This window comes from Shewanella sp. S23-S33 (assembly GCF_043359565.1).
Taxonomy (GTDB): domain Bacteria; phylum Pseudomonadota; class Gammaproteobacteria; order Enterobacterales; family Shewanellaceae; genus Shewanella; species Shewanella oncorhynchi.
Window position 1 is genome coordinate 1 of the sequence record NZ_JBHFFD010000071.1, and the last position, 21,989, is coordinate 21,989.

Genomic DNA, 21,989 nt, shown 5'->3' on the forward strand with positions numbered 1-21,989 from the left:
TGCTTCCGTCTTGCGACTTCAGCGGCTCAATGAATTCTGATTTTTTGTTCCCACTTAAAAGCAGAAACAAACTGTACATATTACTATGAACACTCATTGTTACATTGATTTAAATTTTTGACTGCCAACCCGAAGGTTAAGCAGTTTCGATTAACTCAACACCTGTGAGTGTCCACACAGATTTCTTGTTTTATCTTGTTAAAGAGCAACTCAATATCCGTAAGAGAACTTGAGTACCACACTGAGCGCCGAACGCTTCCAGTTGGCTAGGGCTGCGTATTCTACGCATTTCCCGTTTTGCGTCAAGGAGTTTTTGCAAACTTTCTCAACACTCATCAATCAGTAAACTCATCGATGAACTGTCACATCAGGCTGCTTAACGCTGTCTGCCGTGTCAGTGGATGCGCATTATAGGCAGCAGGAGATTTTGCGCAACCCCTATTTTAAGGAAATTTGCAGTTAATTCTAATTACCCAATCTAGCCACAAGATACCCACTACTTACCCCCAAAGTTATCCACAAAATAGCGTTTTATCTGTAATTTGGCCCAATTGATTACCAGCGTACAGTATCAAGACAAAGGGATCATGAGCATGAATGCTATCAGATTTAAATGAGAATAACGGCTGCTCGAACCGGAATATCTCACCTCCACTTTTATATGGAGTCGTTTATGGGAGAATTACGGGGAACAACAGAAGAAGATGACACTCTGAGTGTATTTGGCGATAAAGATACTTTACCTATATATAGTAGTTGCCTCCCACCAACCCACCATAGAAAGTCGAAACGACGTAATCCGCAATAGAAAGAGGGTCTCTTTGATACTTATTCGTTAGTAGCTGACTACATTAGATATCAGCATGTAGTAGCAGTAATAAGTAGTTCAGAGACCATTCAACTCTATTCACCTTAATCCATTATCGAGTTGAGTGGATTAGCTCGCACTCCATAGCAGTTGTCCACAGTCTGTAAGATCATAGCCACCAAGTAGTGCCGCCATTTGCCTCGAGTGACCGCTCGCCAACATAGTAAAAAGTTGTTGAAGTTGACGACGGAAGTAAATGCTTTGCGGCATAACGAAATCGAAAGACTCTTTAATCAGCGGCACGAAACTTAAACCACTTTCCAAAGCCACAGATTGACAACCAAAACCAATATCGGCATCCCCCCTAGCGATATAACCCGCCAACTCGCGTTCACTATAGGCAGTTAGCACGACATTAAGTTGATCTAAGCGAGCACCTTGCTTTAACAACCAATGCTCTAAGTGCTGTTGGCTACCCGCGCCCCCCTGACGACTCACCCAACGCCAAGGCAAGTTCACGACTTTATCTTCTTCTTGGCATCTGTGGTGCATATCGGCACGCATGATCAACCCTTGCTGACGGGAGTAACCGTGCACCATGATCCATTGTTGATGATTGTTATACCCTTTAAGTAAGGCTGGATGACGGATATTGCGATCCTCCATGCTGCCCCAGTGTAAGGTGCACACATCGGCATAACCTTTAGCAAGCAACTCTAACCCTAAGCGTGAACCTGTTGCGCTGTAGCTTATCAACTCACGGCTACCAACTTGCGCCATCAAACGCGCCACCAGCATAGATAATAGTGGATCGTCACTACCAGTGATCAATAAACGGTCGGTCAGCATGCCACTGTGGCAAGAATCCATTACCCAACGGTCGATTAACACTTTCGGAAATAGCCATTTACCGGTGATTTTAGTGGCGGGGAGAATTCTGTCATTAGCCATGGCGTAGACTTTTTTCTCATTAAGATCTAAATACTCGGCCACTTGCTTCGCGCTCATGTAGACCAATTCACTGGCAGACGTCATCTTGTTTCCTTGTCTTATTCTTCGTTACTGCATGTAAGTCTTAGCATTACTGTCTTAGCTAACTTGGGGCTAAGGAGCCGTATTGGCATCAAACTGCAGATTTTCACTACCGTGGTACACCAAAAAGTGACGACCTTTAGCGCGGGCAATAATAGTAATACCCAACTGCTGCGCTAGTGCTAAGCCCATCTGAGTCACGCCACTGCGTGATAGCAATATAGGGATCCCCATTTTGGCGACTTTAATCACCATTTCCGAAGTTAAGCGGCCAGTGGTATAAAATATCTTATTATCGCCGCGATCCTGAGTCAGCCACATATCCCCAGCCAAAGTATCTACGGCATTATGACGGCCAACATCCTCGACGAAAGCCATAATTTTATCGTCTTCGCACAAGCCACAACCGTGCACAGCACCCGCATTTTTATAGGTTTCATTATATTCGTTGATATTTTTCAATAAGCTATAAAGGGTGCTTTGCTTAAGACTTGGCGTTGGTAAATTGATGCCGTCTAAATCTTGCATAAAACTGCCATAAACCGTGCCTTGACCACAGCCTGATGTCACCGTTTTTTCGGAGAGTTTCTCATCCAGATCGGCGGTTTGTTCACGGGTAACCACGGCTGCAGAACTCACATCCCAATCGACAATAACCGAGTCCAATAGACTGACATCCGAAATAAAGCCTTGGTTCTTAAGATAACCTAACGCCAGTGACTCAGGTTTCGCCCCTAGGGTCATAAGTGTCACTATTGGTCGCCAGTTCAAATACACGGTAAGCGGACGTTCGCAGGCGACAAATTTATCCATCACTTCCCCGGCTTCATTCACTGCTTTTACAGCAATGGTTAGCGGTACTTCCACTTGAGTTCTCACAAAAGAACACTGATGCTGAGTTTTTTGAGAAGGATTGGCTGCCGCTATTTCGCTATCTGTGCTCATGTTGTAATCAGGAATAGTGATATTTTCAGAGATCATAATGTTACCGCTTAACGAGTCATGGCCAGAGCATAGCAATATTTATACCTAGACATAAAAATTGGGGTTAAATGCGTGATCTGCCGCAATGCAGATTTTTCATTAGCCCTTTTATGTCCCAAACAAAATCCTGTACTGGACAAAATGTCCAATTTATAGGGTGTTTTTGATGATCTAGCTCAAACTAATCCACTATGTTTACTGGCACCAATATTGCAGTGACCTTTTATCGCAATTTGTTGGTAAAACCGAACCGTTCACTCTACGGTTTGTCCATCAACACGGCTGAGACGGAGAGACAATGCAACATACAACTAGTGTTTGGCCTATGTACGTTTCACTCAAGAAAGTAGAGAAGCAAGTTGGCCGCTGGACCTCAGTACAATGGGAAATTGATCACCTACTTCCCGCCACCCATCAAGCCCCAGACGATGCAACCTTAGTGCTACTCGAACTGCACAAAGACGAACGCGCCAGCTATCGCCTCAATCTCGATTTAGATAACGCCATGCTGTATTTAGTATGTGATGAAACGGCCGATGGCACTTGGATACCGGCGGCATTATCGGCGGATCAGAATGTCGCGGCGGGTTGCCTTGAGGGCAATACCCCTGTCCTCAACTTATTGATGCCAAAAGCTATCGCTTGTTGGATTGAAGCCTTTATCACCCAATATGGTGAAGTCGAAATTGCCGCTCATCGCCGTAAACATGTCGATGGCCGTAATAATCAAGGCCCAAGTCACGATCCATTGCGGAGGGACTAATGGCTGAATCCATACAAAAAACAGGCGGGCTACTGAGTCGCTGGAACCAACGGCGCGAACAAGTTGCAGCAGAGGAAGCGCGAGCAGACGGGGAAATCACACCTCAGGAGACCATCGTAGCCGAGCCCACTATGGCAGTTGAGCAGCTTCAACCCACAGAGTCAGCCTTTGAACCTAATACTGCAGAGCATGACGATCCAAATCGCATCCTCACTGCAGCGGATTTACCCAATCCCGACGAAATTGAAATAGGCGGCAGCTTTGCGAGTTTTATGGGCGCCAATGTTGACCCTGCGGCTAAATCTGCAGCGCTACGTGCACTGTGGAAACAACCGCATTTCAACGAGATAGATGGGCTTTTGGAATATGCACTCGATTACAGTAATCAACCGAAACTCAGTGCAGAAGTCTCAGCTGAATTGATGCAAAAAGTCTTCCGTTACATAGCCGAAGACAGTGAGACCTCGGATGAAGAATCAGCTGCTTTAGCCAAACAAACTGAAGAAAGCAATCCATCCGAGAGTCTTGATGTAAGCGAAACAACAACTCATGAGACTAATGAAGTCGAAATCGAATGGGCAGTTGAGCCGATAACGGACAATTTGGATGGGGAGACTGATGACCTACCCCAAAATGCACCAGAGCCCTTAGCTCAGGCACATACCCGAGTTGTTTAACGTCAGTTTAGCTAATTTTAATGTCCGTAACTTTGGTATGTGAATTGCTGTACTAAGATATAAAAAAGCTTAGATAAAAGCAGAAAAGGCAATGACTTACTTATTACCAGCCGCCTAAATCTGCCCAGATACAGTAAAACAAGAAACAGCCAAAGTACTGTTCAGGAACGCAATGTGAGCACTTATTTGATGACCAATCAAACCCAAGAAGCGTTAAAACAAGCGCGACAACAGGTATTAACGCAAACTCAGATGTTGCAGAATCTGATCCCGCCAACTGTCAGCTATACCACCGAAGGCAATGTTCTTATTATTGGCCCAGAAGATCTGGCTCGCCTCGCCGCGGACAAATTGTCCACTATGGCCCATAGGGTGATTTTAGCCAACGAAGCAATTACCAGCCAAGATGAAGCGCACCTAGAACGTGTCATGGCAGCGGCAACTGATGTCGAAAGCTATTACAACAAACTCATTGGCGTAAAAGGCTTTTTAGGCCAATTTCAAGTCAGTGTTGAACATCAAGATGGTGCAGCCGAACTCAGTTTAGTGTCAATCCGTAAACCCCATTTCGATATCGTGCTCGATTTGAGCAGCGCAGCTTGTTTGAACTTAGAAATGCTACCTCCCGGTTATTTCTATGTCGGCCAAGACGCCGAGAAACTCGAAGATGCCCTCGCGCAAATTCCCGATCTCGTCGGCCAATTCGACAAGCCTCGCTACGTCAAAATCAACCCAGATATTTGTGCCCACGACCGTAACGGCATCAATGGTTGTAATCGTTGCCTCAACTTCTGTCCAGCAGATGCGATCAGCAGTGTCGCAAAGAAAATTGAAATCGATCCATATCTTTGCCATGGCGCAGGCAGTTGTACCAGCGCTTGCCCAACGGGTGCCATCAGTTACGATTTACCTACGCCGCAAGCTTTGCATTCATACCTGAACAAAATCGTTAGTCGGTTCCGCGAGCAAGCACAAACCGCACCAGTGATCTTGTTCCACGATAATGCCGTCGGCGCCAACTTTATTAGTGACGATTTAGCAGGCGACATCATCCCCGTTGCCCTCGAAGAAATTACCGTTGCTAGCGTAGATCATTGGTTGTCAGTACTCGCTTGGGGCGCGCGCCAAGTGCTGATCCTCAACACAGACGCAACAGCGCCAACCCTAACGCAAATGCTTAAAGGCGAACTGTCGTTAGCCAATAGCATTTTAGATGAAATGGGCCAGCCACAACGCATTAGCCTCATCGACCCGAGCATGCTTGCCGATTTAGATTCGATGCTCGATATCAGCTTAGATTGGCCCGTGATCGTGCCCGCTGCATTTGCCTCGACCACTAAACGCAACACGCTATTTGAAGCGATAGATCACCTCAATAGCCAAGCGGGTGAAATTGATACTTGCCTTAGCCTCAACAATATTCCCTTTGGCAAAGTCAGTGTGAATGTAGAAAAGTGCACTATGTGTATGTCCTGCGTGGCAATTTGTCCCACGATGGCATTACAAGATGGTGGCGACAAACCTGCACTACACTTCATCGAGCAAAACTGCGTGCAATGCGGTTTATGTGAGGCAGCGTGTCCTGAAAAAGTGATAAGCCTTACGCCACAAATTAACTTTGATAAAGCTGCCCGTCAGCAACAACACACCCTGAAAGAAGAAGCCCCCTTCGAATGTATTCGCTGCGGCTCTCCTTTTGCGACCCAATCTATGGTGCATCGGATGCTGGATATGGTCGGCGCGCACAGCGCATTTTCTGCCAATATTGAACGCTTGAAAATGTGTGGCGACTGCCGGGTAAAAGACATGTTTGAAGACATTCTTCAAGATCCTGAAAAGCAACTGCGATAAGAGATCCGCTATGACCGAATCAGTAAGACAAGTTTCAGAAAACGATCAGTTGAGAGCCGATATCTATCAACTGTTAGCCGCCCTATTGCGCCGTCAGCCAAGCCCTGAACTGCTACACTTTTTGGCCAATCTTGAAATTGATGCCAATGAAGACAACGAGATGACTAAAGCTTGGTTATCACTCCAACTCGCCGCACAGCAGTTCAACAGCGCACAACTAGAAGACGAGTATTTTGCCCTGTTCCTCGGTGTAGGTTGCGGTGAGATCCTGCCCTACGGCAGCTGGTTTATGACGGGCTCATTGATGGATAAACCACTGGCATTGCTACGCCAAGACTTAATGCAACTGGGGTTTGAACGCGAAGACAACGTCAAGGAACCCGAAGATCACGTTGCAGCACTGTGTGAAGTGATGGGTACCCTGATTTTAGAAGCGCCAAGTTATCGCCAATTGGCTTTTTACCAACGCCATATCGGCAGCTGGATTGGCCGTTTTTGCGACAATTTAGCCAAGGCGCCAAGTGCGGCGTTTTACGCCACGGTTGCACAGCTAGCAAAAGCTTTTTTTGCAATGGAAGCCAGTGCTTTTGAGCAATTAAGCTTAGATATTCCAGTCAATTGCCCAGGCAGCGCAGACTTACAGCCAGCCACCAGCGATTTAGCAAAACCAGTAGAGTTAATGAACTAAGACTAAACTGAGTGATAGCACGGCATGTGCGTGCTAAATGTAAATGTTAGAGATGAGTTCAAACTGCGAAGGTGGGATTAATGTTCACCTTCGCAACAATAACGGAAGCTTAGGCTTCCACAATAACCGAGGTGGTAGCCGTTTGTACCACCTTATCCCGTAACACAAGGAGACACTATGAAGAAGCCAGCTTCCGACATGGGCCGTCGTCAATTGCTTAAAGCATTGGCACTCGGCAGTGCGGCAGGCGCAGTGGTCACTGTGAGTAGTCAAGCGTTAGCTTCGACAAAAACGGCAGCAACCACAGAGCCTAAAAGTGAGAACTACCGCGAAACCGACCATATTCGTAGCTATTATGCGTCGCTTTAAAACTAAAATAGAGGAGAGTGTGTGATGCGATTAACCCGCAAAACAGACCAGGTTGTCGAAGCTAAAGCGCCAGCACTGGGTCTCAATCGTCGTCAGTTCTTAAAATCGGCAAGTCTTGCCACAGGAGGGATCGCTGCGGCGTCCATGCTGGGCACAGGCATGATGCGTAAAGCACAGGCCCAAGAAGATATTGGCCATAATGTTCCCACCGAAGTCAAACGTACCATCTGTTCTCACTGTGCCGTAGGTTGTGGTGTGTATGCAGAAGTACAAAATGGTGTATGGACGGGTCAAGAACCCGCATTCGATCACCCGTTCAACGCTGGCGGTCACTGCGCGAAAGGTGCTGCACTGCGTGAACATGGTCATGGCGAAAAACGCCTGAAATACCCCATGAAGTTAGAAGGCGGAAAATGGAAAAAGATCTCTTGGGATCAAGCGATTAATGAAGTCGGCGATAAAATGGCTTCAATTCGTCAAGAGTCAGGCCCAGATTCGGTCTACTTTATGGGTAGCGCTAAGTTCTCTAACGAACAAGCTTATTTATATCGCAAATTCGCGGCACTGTGGGGCACGAACAACGTCGACCATTCTGCACGTATTTGTCACTCTACCACCGTAGCCGGTGTTGCTAACACTTGGGGCTACGGTGCGCAAACCAACTCAATCAACGATATTCGCAACTCTAAGTGCATCATGTTTATTGGGGCAAACCCCAGTGAAGCGCATCCTGTTGCCATGCAGCATATTTTGATTGGTAAAGAACGCGGTGCCAAAATCATCGTTGTTGATCCACGTTTCACCCGTACTGCAGCGAAATCTGACGAGTACGTACATATCCGTCCGGGCACAGACATCCCCTTCATTTATGGCCTGTTATGGCACATATTTGAAAACGGCTGGGAAGATAAAGAGTTTATCAAACACCGTGTCTATGGCATGGATCGTATCCGCGAGGAAGTGAAGAAGTATACCCCTGAAGAAGTTGAGTTAGTTGCGGGTGTACCAAAGGCGCAGATGTACCGCGTCGCCAAAATGATGGCTGAAACCAAACCCGGAACCATTATTTGGTGTATGGGTGGTACTCAGCACCACGTGGGTAACTCTAACACTCGCTCCTACTGTCTTTTACAGTTAGCACTGGGCAACATGGGTGTACCTGGCGGCGGCACTAACATTTTCCGCGGCCATGATAACGTGCAAGGCGCAACCGACTTTGGTTTGTTATTTGATAACTTACCGGGTTACTACGGTTTAACGACTGGCGCTTGGGCCCATTGGAATAATGTGTGGGATCTCGACCCTAATTGGGTAGCGAGCCGTTTCGATCAAGGCGAATATCTAGGACAAAAACCGCAAACCTCTGCGGGTATTCCTTGTTCGCGCTGGCACGATGGCGTGTTAGAAGATAAAACCAAGATAGCGCAAAAAGACAATATTCGTCTGGCGTTCTTCTGGGGACAATCGGTCAACACTGAAACCCGTGGCCGTGAAGTGCGTGAAGCCTTAAACAAAATGGACACCGTCGTCGTTGTCGATCCATTCCCAACCATGGCGGGTGTTATGCACCAACGTCAAGATGGGGTTTATTTACTTCCTGCGGCAACCCAGTTTGAAACCTACGGTTCAATCTCTGCGACTAACCGCTCAGTACAATGGCGTTCTAAGGTCATAGAGCCCCTGTTCGAATCCCTGCCTGATCATGTGATCATGTACAAACTCGCCAAAAAAGTGGGTATAGATAAAGAGCTATTCAAGCATATTAAAGTCAATGGTGAAGAGCCTTTGATTGAAGATATCACCCGCGAATTTAACACAGGTATGTGGACTATCGGTTATACCGGACAAAGCCCAGAGCGTTTAAAAATGCACCAAGAAAACTGGGGTACTTTTGATGCTGACAGCCTAGAAGCCCCCGGCGGTCCTGCCAAAGGCGAAACCTACGGCTTACCTTGGCCATGTTGGGGCACACCAGAGATGAAACATCCTGGTACCCAGATTCTGTATAACGAAGCCAAACATGTGAAAGACGGTGGCGGTAACTTCCGTGCTCGCTATGGTGTGGAACATGAAGGCAATAATATTCTTGCCGAAGGTACTTACTCTAAAGGCAGTGAGATCCAAGATGGCTATCCTGAATTTACCGCCGATATGCTTAAGCAATTAGGTTGGTGGGATGACCTTACCGAAAACGAGAAAAAACACGCCGAAGGCAAAAACTGGAAAACTGACATTTCCGGCGGTATCCAACGTGTTGCTATCAAGCACGGCTGTATCCCTTACGGTAACGCTAAAGCTCGTTGTATTGTATGGACATTCCCAGACGATATTCCACGCCACCGCGAACCACTTTACACGCCTCGTCGTGACTTAGTCGCTAAATACCCCACCTACGAAGATCGTATGGTTGCACGTTTACCGACACTGTATAAGTCAATTCAAGACAAGGATTTTGCTAAAGACTTCCCATTGGCACTCACATCAGGCCGCCTAGTGGAATATGAAGGTGGTGGTGAAGAATCCCGTTCTAACCCTTGGTTAGCTGAACTACAACAAGAAATGTTCATCGAAATGAACCCTGCAGATGCAGCGGATCGCGGTATTCGCGACGGTGACAATGTTTTTGTTCATGGTCCAGAAGGCGCCAAAATCACGGTTAAGGCTATGGTGACACCGCGCGTTATTGCTGGTGAATGTTTTATGCCATACCACTTTGCTGGTGTGTTTGAAGGCGAAAGCCTAGCGAAAAACTATCCTGAAGGCACTGTGCCTTACGTGATAGGCGAATCTGCAAACACCATTTTAACTTATGGCTACGACGTTGTGACTCAGATGCAAGAAACTAAGTCCAGCCTATGCCAAATCAGCAAAGCCTAACCTACTTGATGAGGAGATAAGCCATTATGGCAGTCATGAAATTTCTGTGTGACACCAAGCGCTGCATCGAGTGTAACGGTTGCGTCACTGCATGTAAGAACGAAAACGACTCCGCTCTCGAGTGGGGAATTCAACGTCGCCGCGTGGTGACGATCAACGATGGTCTACCTGGCGAAGCCTCAATTTCAGTAGCTTGTATGCACTGTACTGACGCTCCCTGCATGGCCGTATGTCCGGCAGATTGTTTCTACCGTACCGAAGACGGCATAGTGCTACACAACAAAGATACTTGTATCGGTTGTGGTTATTGCTTCTATGCTTGCCCATTTGGTGCACCGCAATTCCCGAAAAAGACTGCCTTTGGTAGTCGTGGCAAGATGGACAAGTGTACTTTCTGTGCCGGTGGCCCAGAAGAAACCTTCTCCGAAGCCGAGCGTAAAAAATACGGCGCCAACCGTATTGCTGAGGGCAAGTTACCTATGTGTGCTGAGCTTTGTTCTACTAAAGCGCTGCTCGCAGGTGATGCGGAAGTGGTATCAAACATTTACCGTCAACGTATGGCCTCTCGAGGCAATCCTAACGTGATTTGGGGTTACAACCCCAAGACAGGTGAGATTAACTAAGCAGAGCGAGGGTTAGGGAGAAATCCCTAACCTCTGGCAAGGAGTGAAAATGTTAAACAAACAGTTAAACAAATCACTGCGCAGTCTGTTTGCTCTGTTGGTGCTCGTCATGGGATTGGGATTAGGTTCAGTCATGAGCTCAAACCCAGTACACGCAAGTGATCAGCAATCGAGTCAACAACAGGCGAAAGCGCAAACCAGCGATGCCGATCTTTGGCGAGCGGTAAAAGCAGGCGATGCCGGCTATACCACTGCCAAAGGAATAGATACTGGGGTGTTGATTAACGTTGCCGGTAACCAAGGTAAAGAACTGAGAAATGAATACTTAACCCCAGTCATGGCGCTAGCCGTGGTAGGTGTGTTTGGTGCTTTCTTATTTTTTTATCTGGTGAATGGTCCATCAAAACTGAGTCATGGCTTTTCAGGCAAGATGGTTTCGCGCTGGTCAAAGGCGGATCTGTGGATCCATTGGATCATGGCGAGCAGCTGTCTGGCACTGATGTTTACCGGTCTAACCATAATGTTAGGTAAGCATGTCATACAGCCAATGTTAGGCCCCGACCTTTGGGCGCCATTGATCTATGGCAGCAAAACAATCCACGATTGGGCAGGTCCCATTTTTATCGCGGCTTGGGCTGTATGTGTGGTGAAATGGATGCCGTTACAAACCTTCAAGATGTATGATTTGAAATGGTTTTTAGTGGTAGGTGGTTATATCAACTTTGGCCCGTTCAAAGGTAAGCACCCTGACAGTGGGTTTGCCAACGCCGGTGAAAAAATGTGGTTCTGGACCCTGATGTTGTTTGGTTTATTCATCAGCGTATCTGGCATCATGTTGGTATTACCAGGCTTGGATTTACCCCGCGAAGCCTCTATGGGCGCGCTGCTGATCCACTCTATCAGCGCCATTATCTTGATTGCCTTTACTATAGTGCATATTTGGATGGCGACCGTACTGAGCGAAGGCGGTATGGAGTGTATGAAGTCAGGCTATTGTGATGAAAACTGGGCAATCCAGCACCATAATCTCTGGTATGACGAAATCAAAGCCAACGGCAGCTTAAAGTATAAAGACTAAGTTAAACCGCAGCTTTTACATTCTCAAAACACCCCGCATCGCGGGGTGTTTTTTATTCGCCCTGATACCCATAGCATTAATTCAAAAGCACAAAAAATTAACAACTGAAACAGCGAGATACAAAAATCCGCCAACGCCATCCTCCCCAGTAATTCACTAAACTATGAGCGAGTTAACGCTTTAAGAGAACGGCCGCCGATTTCAGGGCTGCAAACTGTCCTAGATCAATTCCTACTCAACCCTTTCCTACTATATTGCCGTCACGCGCGATGATTGATGGTAAACAAGATGATTTCATTATCTTTTTCGCCGCTAATCTTCACTTTTTGATAACAAGATGAACCCCACAAAAAGCCGTGCGATCTCAAAAACTAAACCCTAATTTCAGGAGTCAGCATGAAGCAGCAACCCAGCGATTTATCTCGCCGATCTTTGCTCAAAGCGCTCACCGTCGGCAGCGTAGCGGGTGCCGCCATTGCCGCAACCGGCATGAGCGTGGCACAGGCCAGCGAGAGCAGCAAGGTAACCACTAAAGAGTCAAAGGGTTACCACGAAACTGCGCATATCAGCAGCTATTACGATAGCTTGCGCAGCTAATCTAGGAGAAGTCAGCGATGAAGTTAACTCGCAAGTCCAATGTTGCCACAGTGGCAGACAAACCGGCGTTAGGCATCAGCCGTCGTCAATTTATGAAGCACGCAGGTATCGCCACAGGTGGTATTGCCGCAGCATCTCTGATGGGCACAGGCATGATGCGTCGTGTCGAAGCCAAAGAAGTGCCGCATGATGCGCCAATCGAAATCAAACGTACTATTTGTAGTGCCTGCGCCGTCGGTTGTGGCCTGTATGCCGAAGTACAAAATGGTGTGTGGACGGGCCAAGAACCCGCATTTGACCACCCATTCAACGCTGGCGGTCACTGCGCGAAAGGTGCTGCACTGCGTGAGCATGGTCATGGTGAAAAACGCCTGAAATATCCAATGAAGTTGGTTGATGGCAAGTGGAAAAAAATCTCTTGGGAAGATGCTATTAACGAAGTTGGCGACCAAATGCTCAACATTCGTAAAGAATCTGGCCCAGACTCAGTGTACTTCATGGGTAGCGCTAAGTTTTCTAACGAAGGTTGTTACATGTACCGCAAGTTGGCGGCTATGTGGGGCACAAACAACGTCGACCATTCAGCTCGTATTTGTCACTCTACCACGGTAGCCGGTGTTGCTAACACTTGGGGCTACGGTGCGCAAACTAACTCTTTCAACGATATCCAGAATGCTCATGCCATCTTCCTGATCGGGGCAAACCCAGCAGAAGCGCATCCCGTTTCGATGCAACATATTCTGATCGCTAAAGAAAGAAACAACGCCAAAATCATCGTCGTTGACCCACGTTTCTCTCGCACTGCAGCGCATTCAGACTTGCATTGTGCAATTCGCCCAGGCACTGACATTCCTTTTATTTACGGTATGTTATGGCACATTTTTGAAAATGGTTGGGAAGATAAAACCTTTATCAAGCACCGCGTATTCGAGATGGAAAGTATCCGTGCTGAAGTGAAGAAATTCCCACCTAAAGAAGTCGAAAACATCACTGGTGTGAGCGAAGCCGAGGTTTATCAAGCGGCTAAATTAATGGCTGATAACCGTCCTGGCACTGTGATTTGGTGTATGGGTGGAACTCAACACCACGTGGGTAATGCCAACACTCGCGCTTATTGTATTCTGCAATTAGCACTGGGCAACATGGGCGTTTCAGGTGGCGGCACTAACATTTTCCGTGGCCACGATAACGTACAAGGCGCAACTGACTTAGGTTTATTATTTGATAACTTACCCGGTTACTACGGTTTGACCTCAGCAGCATGGAGTCACTGGACCCATGTTTGGGATCTGGACATGGCATGGGTGAAAGGTCGTTTCGATCAAACAGCCTACCTTGGCAAAGATCCAATGACGACACCGGGTATCCCTTGTTCTCGTTGGCACGATGGTGTGTTAGAAGATAAGAGCAAGTTAGCGCAGAAAGATAATATCCGTATGGCGTTTTTCTGGGGACAATCGGTCAACACTGAAACCCGTCAGCGTGAAGTGCGTGATGCCTTAGACAAGATGGACACAGTCGTCGTTGTCGACCCATTCCCAACGATGGCAGGTGTTATGCACCGTCGTAAGAATGGCGTATATCTGCTGCCTGCGGCAACTCAGTTTGAGACTCACGGTTCAGTATCTAACTCAGGCCGTTCTATCCAGTGGCGTGAGCAAGTCATCGAGCCACTGTTCGAGTCTAAAACCGACATCGAAATCATGTACCGTTTGGCCCAAAAACTGGGTATTGCCGAGCAGTACACTAAACGCATCGCGATTGAAAATGGTTTACCTGTGATTGAAGAAATCACCCGTGAAATCAACCGCGGTATGTGGACTATCGGTATGACAGGTCAAAGCCCTGAGCGTATCAAGTTACACACCCAAAACTGGGGCACTTTCAGCAACAAGACGTTGGAAGCCGCAGGCGGCCCAGCTAAAGGCGAAACCTACGGTTTACCTTGGCCATGTTGGGGCACGCCAGAAGCTAAGCACCCTGGCACTCAAATCCTCTATAACCAAGCCAAACACGTTAAAGACGGCGGTGGTAACTTCCGCGCCCGTTACGGTGTTGAATATAAGGGTCAAAGCATTTTAGCCGATGGCACTTATTCTAAAGGCGCTGAAATTCAAGACGGTTACCCTGAATTTACTGCCGATATGCTCAAACAATTGGGTTGGTGGGATGATCTTACGGCAGAGGAAAAAGCGGAAGCCGAAGGTAAAAACTGGAAAACAGATTTGTCAGGCGGCATAGTGCGCGTGGCGATCAAGCACGGTTGTATCCCCTTTGGTAATGCTAAAGCTCGTTGTATTGTATGGACTTTCCCTGATCAAGTCCCTGTACACCGTGAACCGTTATACACAGCACGTCGTGACTTAGTGGCGAAATACCCAACCTATGACGACATGCAAGTACACCGTCTCCCTACTCTGTATAAGTCTATCCAAGACAAAGACATGAGCGGCAAGTACCCGCTGGTACTGACATCGGGTCGTCTGGTTGAATACGAAGGTGGTGGTGAAGAATCTCGCTCCAACCCTTGGCTGGCTGAACTTCAACAGGAAATGTTCGTTGAGATAAGCCCTGCCGACGCTGCCGATCGCGGCATTCGTAACGGTGAAGACGTCTGGTTAGAAGGCGCCGAAGGTGGCCGTATTAAGGTGCAAGCCATGGTTACCCCAAGGGTAAAACCCGGCGTTACCTTTATGCCATACCACTTTGCGGGTGTGATGCACGGAGAAAGTTTAGCGCCTAATTATCCAGAGGGTACAGTGCCTTACGTTATTGGTGAATCTTGTAACACTGCGCTGACCTATGGTTATGACCCTGTGACACAAATGCAGGAAACCAAGGCATCACTCTGTCAGATTGTTAAAGCGTAAGTGCAGCTTAAGCTAGGAGAATTGCCATTATGGCTACAATGAAATTTTTGTGTGATACCAAGCGCTGCATCGAATGTAACGGTTGTGTCACTGCCTGTAAAAACGAAAACGACTCCGCTCTCGAGTGGGGTATCCAACGCCGCCGCGTAGTGACAATCAACGATGGTCAACGTGGTGAAGCCTCAATCTCTGTCGCCTGTATGCATTGCTCAGATGCACCTTGTATGGCGGTTTGCCCAGCAAACTGCTTCTACAGAACCGACGACGGTATAGTGCTACACGACAAAGATGCCTGTATTGGTTGCGGTTACTGCCTGTACGCCTGTCCATTTGGCGCACCTCAGTTCCCGAAAAAAGGTGCCTTTGGTAGCCGCGGTAAGATGGATAAATGTACCTTCTGTGCTGGTGGCCCAGAAGAAAACCACTCAGATGCAGAACGCCAAAAATACGGTTCAAACCGTATTGCCGAAGGCAAACTGCCTATGTGTGCAGAACTGTGCGCGACTAAAGCCCTGTTAGCGGGTGATGCCGAAGTGGTTTCAAGCATCTTCCGTGAGCGTGTGGCTTATCGTGGTGCTAAAAACGCGGCTTGGAATTAATTCAGGTCAACAGGATCTGTCCACAGACTTAGCTTAGCGCCTATCTAGGTGGGCGCGACTAAGTGAGAGAGGATGTATGATGAACAAATGGTTCAAACACATAGGCTTAGCCATAGCACTGTTATTTAGTGCTGTGTGTATAGCCAATGGTGGTGATGAACTGGCGAATCAAGTTCAACAGTCTGATGCCCAAATTTGGGCGCAACTGAAGGATGGTGCCACGGGATACACTACCTCCCAAAGTGAGTTTCATGCTCAGCCGATCAATACCTATGATTTACGGGTATTAGCGCTGCGTAGCGACTGGTTAGCGCCCGCCTTAATGGCAGCACTATTCGGTATGATCATTATCTTTGTCCTATTTATCAAGGTGAATGGCATCTCCAAGCTGCACCATGGTTTTTCAGGCAAGTTAGTGCATCGCTGGTCTAAGTTTGATGTTTCAATCCACTGGTTAGGCGCGATTCCATGCTTACTGTTGATTTTAACAGGCTTAACCTTGCTGGCTGGTCGCTTCTTCTTCCAACCTTGGTTGGGCGAAGGCATCTGGGAAGCAATCGTCTATGGCGCGAAGCAAATCCATGACGTGATGGCGATTCCCTTCATGATAGGTTGGGCATTGATGACCACCCTATGGGCGAAAAACCAACTGCCAAAAATGTACGACGTAAAGTGGTTCATGGTAGTAGGCGGTTACATTAACTTTGGTCCGTTCAAAGGTAAGCACCCAGATGCAGGTTTTGCTAACGCGGGTGAGAAAATGTGGTTCTGGGCATTTGCCCTGTTTGGATTAGTCATTTCAGCCTCGGGCATGTTATTACTCTTCCCTAACCTGTTCGAGCCAAGCCGTACATTAAGCTTGATCGCCCTGGTACTGCATTCAGTGAGCGCTATCGTGATCTGTGCTTTCTCTATCGTACACATCTTCATGGCAACTGTGATGTCAGAAGGTGGTATGGAATGTATGGTGTCAGGCTACTGTGATGAAAACTGGGCAAGCCAACATCACAACCTATGGTTTGATGAAATCAAAGCCAACGGCACGCTTAAATATAAAGAATAAGACTGGAATCTAGTTGTAGGTATTCCAAAAATACTTAGCCACTAGCAAACGTAGAGCCCCCGTCAATCACTACTGGCGGGGGCTTTTATTTCAGCATGAGTCATCGGCTTTAAGTATATGTCTAAATTACATTTTGAATCATTTGTAGCATTTGAGTACGAGATCACAAAGACCAATTTAAATGCTAAATCACTGTAAAAAAATTGCATGTATCATAGTTATTTAATAATAAAAACAATCATCTAGATAAAAGTTGAATTTAAACAACACAACATTTCGTAACTTAGCAACCAACCAGATGCAACACCAATAAAACAATTCAATTAAAAACAGTATCTTAGTAGACATTTCCATAAAATACTCTCTTGCTGGCTAGCTCACGCGCACGCTAAAATTACCTATAGCGTAATTAAATTACGCATTGCTGCTTTTTATCCTAGAAGGTCACCATGTTTAAAAATGCCAAAACCAGTACATTGACGGCATTGCCATCAGTGTTTACAAGTATCTTACTGATCATCATAGGTATTTCGTGCTATCGCAGTTTTAACGAACTCGGTGAGACCAGTAAAAGCCTAGTCGACAACACTCAGCTCGCAGAAACTTTCACTACAGTACGAGAATCCTTTTTTGAGCTGCGCTTAGCCACCTTAGTCCACAACGGTAAAGCTATCGCAGATCAACAACATAATGTCGCACAACTCGTCTCTCAACTGACCAAATTTAATACCGACTTCATGGGCGCTGATGCTCAAGCTATTAACACACTTTTGCCACAAACAGAACATTATGTTCGTCTCTACCAAGAAGAACTGGCACTCGCTAAACAAACTGGAGCAGTACCTGAACTAACCGCTGAGCGTGCTGCGCTCGGGCCTAAGGTCAGTAATCAAATCAACCAATTAGTCACGCTGATCACTCAGAGAAATCATGAGTTAGGCAAACAAGCTGAAGATAAAGTCACCTCAACAGAAAGCATCCTACTGGGATTGATCTTGTTCGCGATTATAGCGTCACTCTTTAGCGCCCTCATTATGAGTAAACAACTCGTCCACATAATCAATGAGATAAAACGGGTAATGGAACGTCTTGCCCATGGCGACCTAACTCATAAAACAAATATTAAAGGACAAAATGAGCTCTGCTCACTCGCAGAAGATCTCGACAGCGTGATAGGTAATCTACGTGAAATTATGTCTGAAATTGCCCAAGCCTCAGATCATATGTCCGACCAAATAGGACAATTGAATGTGCAGTCGAATGCCAATAATCATGCACTGCAAATCCACGCCGTCGAAACAGACCAAGTCGTGACAGCCATGACTGAAATGAGCGCCACGGCCCATAATGTCGCGGGTGATGCAGCATCTACAGCCCAGTTTACTCAACAAGCAAATGCGCAAGCGGATAAATCGAAGAAAGCCGTTGAACAAGCTGCCAACACTGTGATTGCCTTGGTCGCTAAAGTCGATGTCGCCGCTGATGCGATTAATGATATGAACGAAAATACCCGTCATATCGCCGCGATTTTGAATGTAATAGGTGAAATTGCCGATCAAACCAATCTGCTAGCGCTTAATGCAGCCATCGAAGCCGCCCGTGCAGGTGAACAAGGTCGAGGCTTTGCTGTTGTCGCCGATGAAGTTCGCTCACTGGCCGCGCGCACGCAAGCAAGTACCGCAGAAATCAACCAGATGCTGGAACAACTTTATCTTGGTGCCAATGCCGCCGTAACCGCAATGGAGCAAACTAAACACAGTTGCCAGCAAGCCGCCGATACCACCAATCTAGTGACAGAAAACCTTGATACCCTGACCACTTATGTGTTCGATATTAATGGGCTCAGTAATCAAATCGCCACCGCAGCAGAAGAGCAAAGCGCTGTGACCGAAGAGATAAACCGTAATCTGACCACCATTAGTGAAATGGTCGATGAACTGAATCAAAGCGGTAAAGCCACCCTCAATAGCGCAACCTCTTTGGCCGCGACGAAGGAACAACTCGTCGGCGTGGTCTCGCATTTTAAGCTTTAGGTTTAGGCTCCCTGAAAAAAGCTTTTAAATCTGCGGCCTAATAACAAAAATTATTGGGCTGTCAGATTTTTAGATGAGATATAAGGCGAGTCACACACCTGCAATATAAATCGCAGCCAAGAAAAATAACCTATTATTAATACTGTATTTTTAGAAAAATTATTTACCAAAAAATGATTAAATTGATTCAGTGTCAACAGTGCTAAACCAATAATAAGGGCGTGAAGCCTATAGTTCAGCAATGAAGATACGTATTGCCCATCTCCCACTCCCACAATATTAAATACCACTAAAAAACTTCGGACTCAGCTAATCAACGATTAGCTATCGTCGGCTTCCATGTAACGCCAACACACGGCAGTGCTACCGCTGCAATTCATCCGCCTGTCCATAACACAGTGGTAAACCGCAAGGCTTGCTTGTAGCATAACAAACCACTATGTTAGCCAACTTCAATCGCACTACCGCTTGCAAGTACCCGCTTAACGACAAGGATGTTATGAAGATATTCACTATTGCTACTCTCCTATTACTGTTGACCGTAAGCTTTGCAGCAACCGCAGAAAAGTCCGCGCTGGAACAGTTATTTGAGCAACAACAATACGACGCTTTCTTGCAACAAGCACAGCAGCAAGCAGCAGAGAACAATGCTGAGGCGTTATTCTTACTGGGTAAAGCCTACCATCTCGGCCGTGGCGTCACGCAAGACAATGCCACCGCCAGCCAATACTATGAACAAGCCAGAGCCTTAGGTTCGGCCCGTGCCAGCCATAATCTAGGCAGCATGGCGCTGGATAATGATAGCAAAACGCAGGCCATCCCCTTGTTAGAAGAAGCACTGGCGCAGGGTCTTAAGCTACCGACCTTATATAACCTAGGACGAGCACACAGTCCGGCAGATCCCAGCTCAAGGTTCTATCTAGCGAAAGCAATCACTGCGGCGCAGCAAGCGGGGAGTTACTTTGGGCAAGCCTTTGAACTCCAACCCGATAACCTCTATCTGGATAATGCCTCACGCGAGTATCTGCGCGCGTACTTAATGGCGATGCAAAGTGTCGGCAGCGAAAGAGAAAGTCTCGACATCCCGCAGTTACGCCAGCAAGCCATAAAGTGGCTAGAATTGGGTATGGCAGCAGATGATGGTACGGCGTGGACAAACTACGGCGCTCTGCTGTTGAATGAAAATGACTACAGCGGCGCGAAAGCCGCATTTTTACAAGGTGCTAAGCGTCAAGTTGCCATAGCTAACTATCATTTAGGCAGCATGGAAGAGCGCGGTTTGGGCGCAGAAGCCGATAAAGTGAAAGCACTGGCATACTTCGAGAAAGCAGCGTTAGCCGGCATGGAACAAGCTAAAACGCCCGCATATAATCTGCTTAAGGCACAACTGGAATATGAAGACGATCTCACTAAATTGGAACAGGGCATTGCCCGCTTTAATGCACTAAAACAGCAAGATGAGTATGTTCCCATCTCACTTGACTCAGTTATTCATCGCCTGACGTGGGGTAAGTTTCTGGCACAGCAGCGACAACAGATTATTTCGTTGCCAACAGCGGCCAAAACCCAATTAAGCTTGCAGGCCTGTGGTTTAGGCTACAACCAACTGCATGGCAGCACATACAATATTGGAGAAAACTCTCACTGGCGTATGGCGGCGTATCTAACCTTAGCTGACAAAATCGCCTTACCACTAGAAGGCAGAGTCGATGAACATGGCTGCGCCAGTTTAACGATTACCATGACAGATCAGCTGTATCACTTGTTACAACAAGGTGCTGTATTCGGATTACGCTTTCCCAACTACACACTGCCACTGGCATTAAGCCAGCAAGAAAATATCTTGCAGCTAACACTCATGCCTGTCGAGACCCCATTACCGGTTAATTAGTCACAGCAATTTAAGCCTGTGGCCGCACTTGCTCAGGTTACAGGCATTGTCTATTTTCGACAGCAACATCTTACTTATCTTGCGATTCCCTCGCCCAATATCCCGCCAACATGGCGCCAGACAAATTATGCCATATCGAAAATATCGCGCTGGGAATGGCAGAAATAGGACTAAAGAATTTAATACATAAAGCAGTGGCGAGACCGGAGTTTTGTAGGCCAACTTCGATAGAGATAGTTTTACAAACTGTGTGGTTAAAGCCTAATAAACGGCAACAGAAATAGCCTAAGGCGAGACCAAGACCATTATGTAAGAACACGGCCAGCAGAATAATCGGGCCAACTTTATCAAACTGATTGGCATTTAACGCCACGATAATCGTAATCGCCATCACAATTGCCAAGATAGAAATCAGTGGCAATGCAGGAGCGACTTTAGCCACCAGCGATTTAAAAAAATGATTGATAATCACGCCAACGCTGACAGGGATCAGCACAATTTTCACTAAACTCAGCAGCATATCGGCGAAGGGTATATCGATCATTTCCCCAATCAACAGCTTAATAATCAGTGGTGTTAACACCACGCCCACTAAGGTTGATAGTGCCGTCATGGTTATCGATAAAGCCACGTCGCCTTTCGCTAAATAACAGACCACGTTTGAGGCGGTGCCGCCTGCAACACTGCCCACTAACACCATGCCTATGGTGAGTTCCCTATCTAATCCTAATAACAGGCTGATCAATAATGCACTGAGCGGCATGACCGAAAATTGCAGCACGAGTCCTGTGAGTACAGCACGTTTCTGTTTGAAGGCATTAGCAAAATCCTGAAGATCTAAAGTGAGCCCCATAGATAGCATGATGATTACCAACAGCGGCACTATGGCGGATTTAAGCTCAGTAAACCAACTCGGCATCAGATAAGCTGTCATTGCGCCTATCACTGCCAACAGCGGGAAGAAGCGGTTTACGTTTGCCAACATAGTGGGCCCTTTACATCAAGAGGTTATTTTTATCGTTCGGATGATGACAGCCGTCCCTTGGATAGACAAGCGCTAATCCGCCAGCAACAAAATGCCTAGAATGGTGATTTTCAATCTCAGCATTTAGACTGACCTGGCAAGCTAACCCCGCAAATCTACAATAAATTCCGCTAAAAAATGCATGATAAAAATGCATTCTCA

Annotated in this window: 17 protein-coding genes; 14 read left to right on the top strand and 3 right to left on the bottom strand. The window is 46.9% G+C overall.

Features of this window, described 5'->3' with window-relative positions:
• Window positions 1-937: 937 nt before the first annotated feature.
• On the bottom strand, window positions 938-1,843 hold the full coding sequence (locus ACHA99_RS20445) for a helix-turn-helix transcriptional regulator (RefSeq protein ID WP_006083558.1): 906 nt from the start codon (window positions 1,841-1,843) through the stop codon (window positions 938-940).
• Window positions 1,844-1,912: 69 nt separating this feature from the next.
• On the bottom strand, window positions 1,913-2,785 hold the full coding sequence (locus ACHA99_RS20450; protein ID WP_263182718.1) for a formate dehydrogenase accessory sulfurtransferase FdhD: 873 nt from the start codon (window positions 2,783-2,785) through the stop codon (window positions 1,913-1,915).
• A 337-nt stretch (window positions 2,786-3,122) separates the two neighbouring features.
• Here ACHA99_RS20450 and ACHA99_RS20455 point away from each other — a divergent pair, with 337 nt between their 5' ends.
• The 14 genes from ACHA99_RS20455 (at window position 3,123) to ACHA99_RS20520 (ending at window position 20,803) form a co-directional block, all read left to right on the top strand.
• Window positions 3,123-3,587 (top strand): DUF3305 domain-containing protein, encoded by a 465-nt coding sequence (locus ACHA99_RS20455; RefSeq protein ID WP_105250549.1) that lies wholly within the window; start codon window positions 3,123-3,125, stop codon window positions 3,585-3,587.
• A complete protein-coding gene (locus ACHA99_RS20460; protein WP_393944681.1) occupies window positions 3,587-4,264 on the top strand; it encodes a DUF3306 domain-containing protein in 678 nt (225 codons plus the stop codon). Before ACHA99_RS20455 ends, ACHA99_RS20460 begins: the two co-directional genes overlap by 1 nt.
• 189 nt (window positions 4,265-4,453) lie before the next feature.
• Window positions 4,454-6,115, top strand: a complete 1,662-nt coding sequence (locus ACHA99_RS20465) for a 4Fe-4S binding protein (RefSeq protein ID WP_393944718.1) — start codon at window positions 4,454-4,456, stop codon at window positions 6,113-6,115.
• Window positions 6,116-6,125: 10 nt separating this feature from the next.
• Entirely contained in the window at window positions 6,126-6,803 is a 678-nt protein-coding gene (locus ACHA99_RS20470) for a molecular chaperone (protein WP_113940321.1), read from the top strand.
• 177 nt (window positions 6,804-6,980) lie between these two features.
• Window positions 6,981-7,172, top strand: a complete 192-nt coding sequence (locus ACHA99_RS20475; RefSeq protein ID WP_113940320.1) for a twin-arginine translocation signal domain-containing protein — start codon at window positions 6,981-6,983, stop codon at window positions 7,170-7,172.
• Between the two features lie 24 nt (window positions 7,173-7,196).
• Window positions 7,197-10,049 carry a formate dehydrogenase subunit alpha gene (locus ACHA99_RS20480; protein ID WP_113940319.1) on the top strand — a complete coding sequence of 951 codons (2,853 nt, stop codon included), beginning with the start codon at window positions 7,197-7,199 and terminating at the stop codon, window positions 10,047-10,049.
• A 26-nt stretch (window positions 10,050-10,075) separates the two neighbouring features.
• Entirely contained in the window at window positions 10,076-10,672 is a 597-nt protein-coding gene (gene fdh3B / locus ACHA99_RS20485) for a formate dehydrogenase FDH3 subunit beta (RefSeq protein ID WP_006083566.1), read from the top strand.
• Window positions 10,673-10,721: 49 nt separating this feature from the next.
• Window positions 10,722-11,750 (top strand): formate dehydrogenase subunit gamma, encoded by a 1,029-nt coding sequence (locus ACHA99_RS20490; RefSeq protein ID WP_393944684.1) that lies wholly within the window; start codon window positions 10,722-10,724, stop codon window positions 11,748-11,750.
• A gap of 396 nt (window positions 11,751-12,146) precedes the next feature.
• The gene (locus ACHA99_RS20495; RefSeq protein WP_253989766.1) at window positions 12,147-12,347 is read left to right on the top strand and encodes a twin-arginine translocation signal domain-containing protein; all 201 of its coding nucleotides are present in this window, start codon (window positions 12,147-12,149) and stop codon (window positions 12,345-12,347) included.
• Between the two features lie 17 nt (window positions 12,348-12,364).
• Window positions 12,365-15,217, top strand: coding sequence for a molybdopterin-dependent oxidoreductase (locus tag ACHA99_RS20500; RefSeq protein WP_131525790.1), 2,853 nt, complete (start codon window positions 12,365-12,367; stop codon window positions 15,215-15,217).
• A 29-nt stretch (window positions 15,218-15,246) separates the two neighbouring features.
• Window positions 15,247-15,816 (top strand): formate dehydrogenase FDH3 subunit beta, encoded by a 570-nt coding sequence (gene fdh3B / locus ACHA99_RS20505; RefSeq protein ID WP_105250558.1) that lies wholly within the window; start codon window positions 15,247-15,249, stop codon window positions 15,814-15,816.
• Window positions 15,817-15,895: 79 nt separating this feature from the next.
• Entirely contained in the window at window positions 15,896-16,879 is a 984-nt protein-coding gene (locus ACHA99_RS20510) for a formate dehydrogenase subunit gamma (RefSeq protein ID WP_131525797.1), read from the top strand.
• 449 nt (window positions 16,880-17,328) lie between these two features.
• Window positions 17,329-18,912, top strand: a complete 1,584-nt coding sequence (locus ACHA99_RS20515; RefSeq protein ID WP_393944687.1) for a methyl-accepting chemotaxis protein — start codon at window positions 17,329-17,331, stop codon at window positions 18,910-18,912.
• A gap of 499 nt (window positions 18,913-19,411) precedes the next feature.
• Window positions 19,412-20,803 carry a tetratricopeptide repeat protein gene (locus ACHA99_RS20520; protein ID WP_393944689.1) on the top strand — a complete coding sequence of 464 codons (1,392 nt, stop codon included), beginning with the start codon at window positions 19,412-19,414 and terminating at the stop codon, window positions 20,801-20,803.
• A gap of 70 nt (window positions 20,804-20,873) precedes the next feature.
• Here the strand turns inward: ACHA99_RS20520 and ACHA99_RS20525 are convergent, their stop codons facing one another.
• A complete protein-coding gene (locus tag ACHA99_RS20525; RefSeq protein WP_393944691.1) occupies window positions 20,874-21,788 on the bottom strand; it encodes a bile acid:sodium symporter family protein in 915 nt (304 codons plus the stop codon).
• Window positions 21,789-21,989 lie beyond the last annotated feature (201 nt).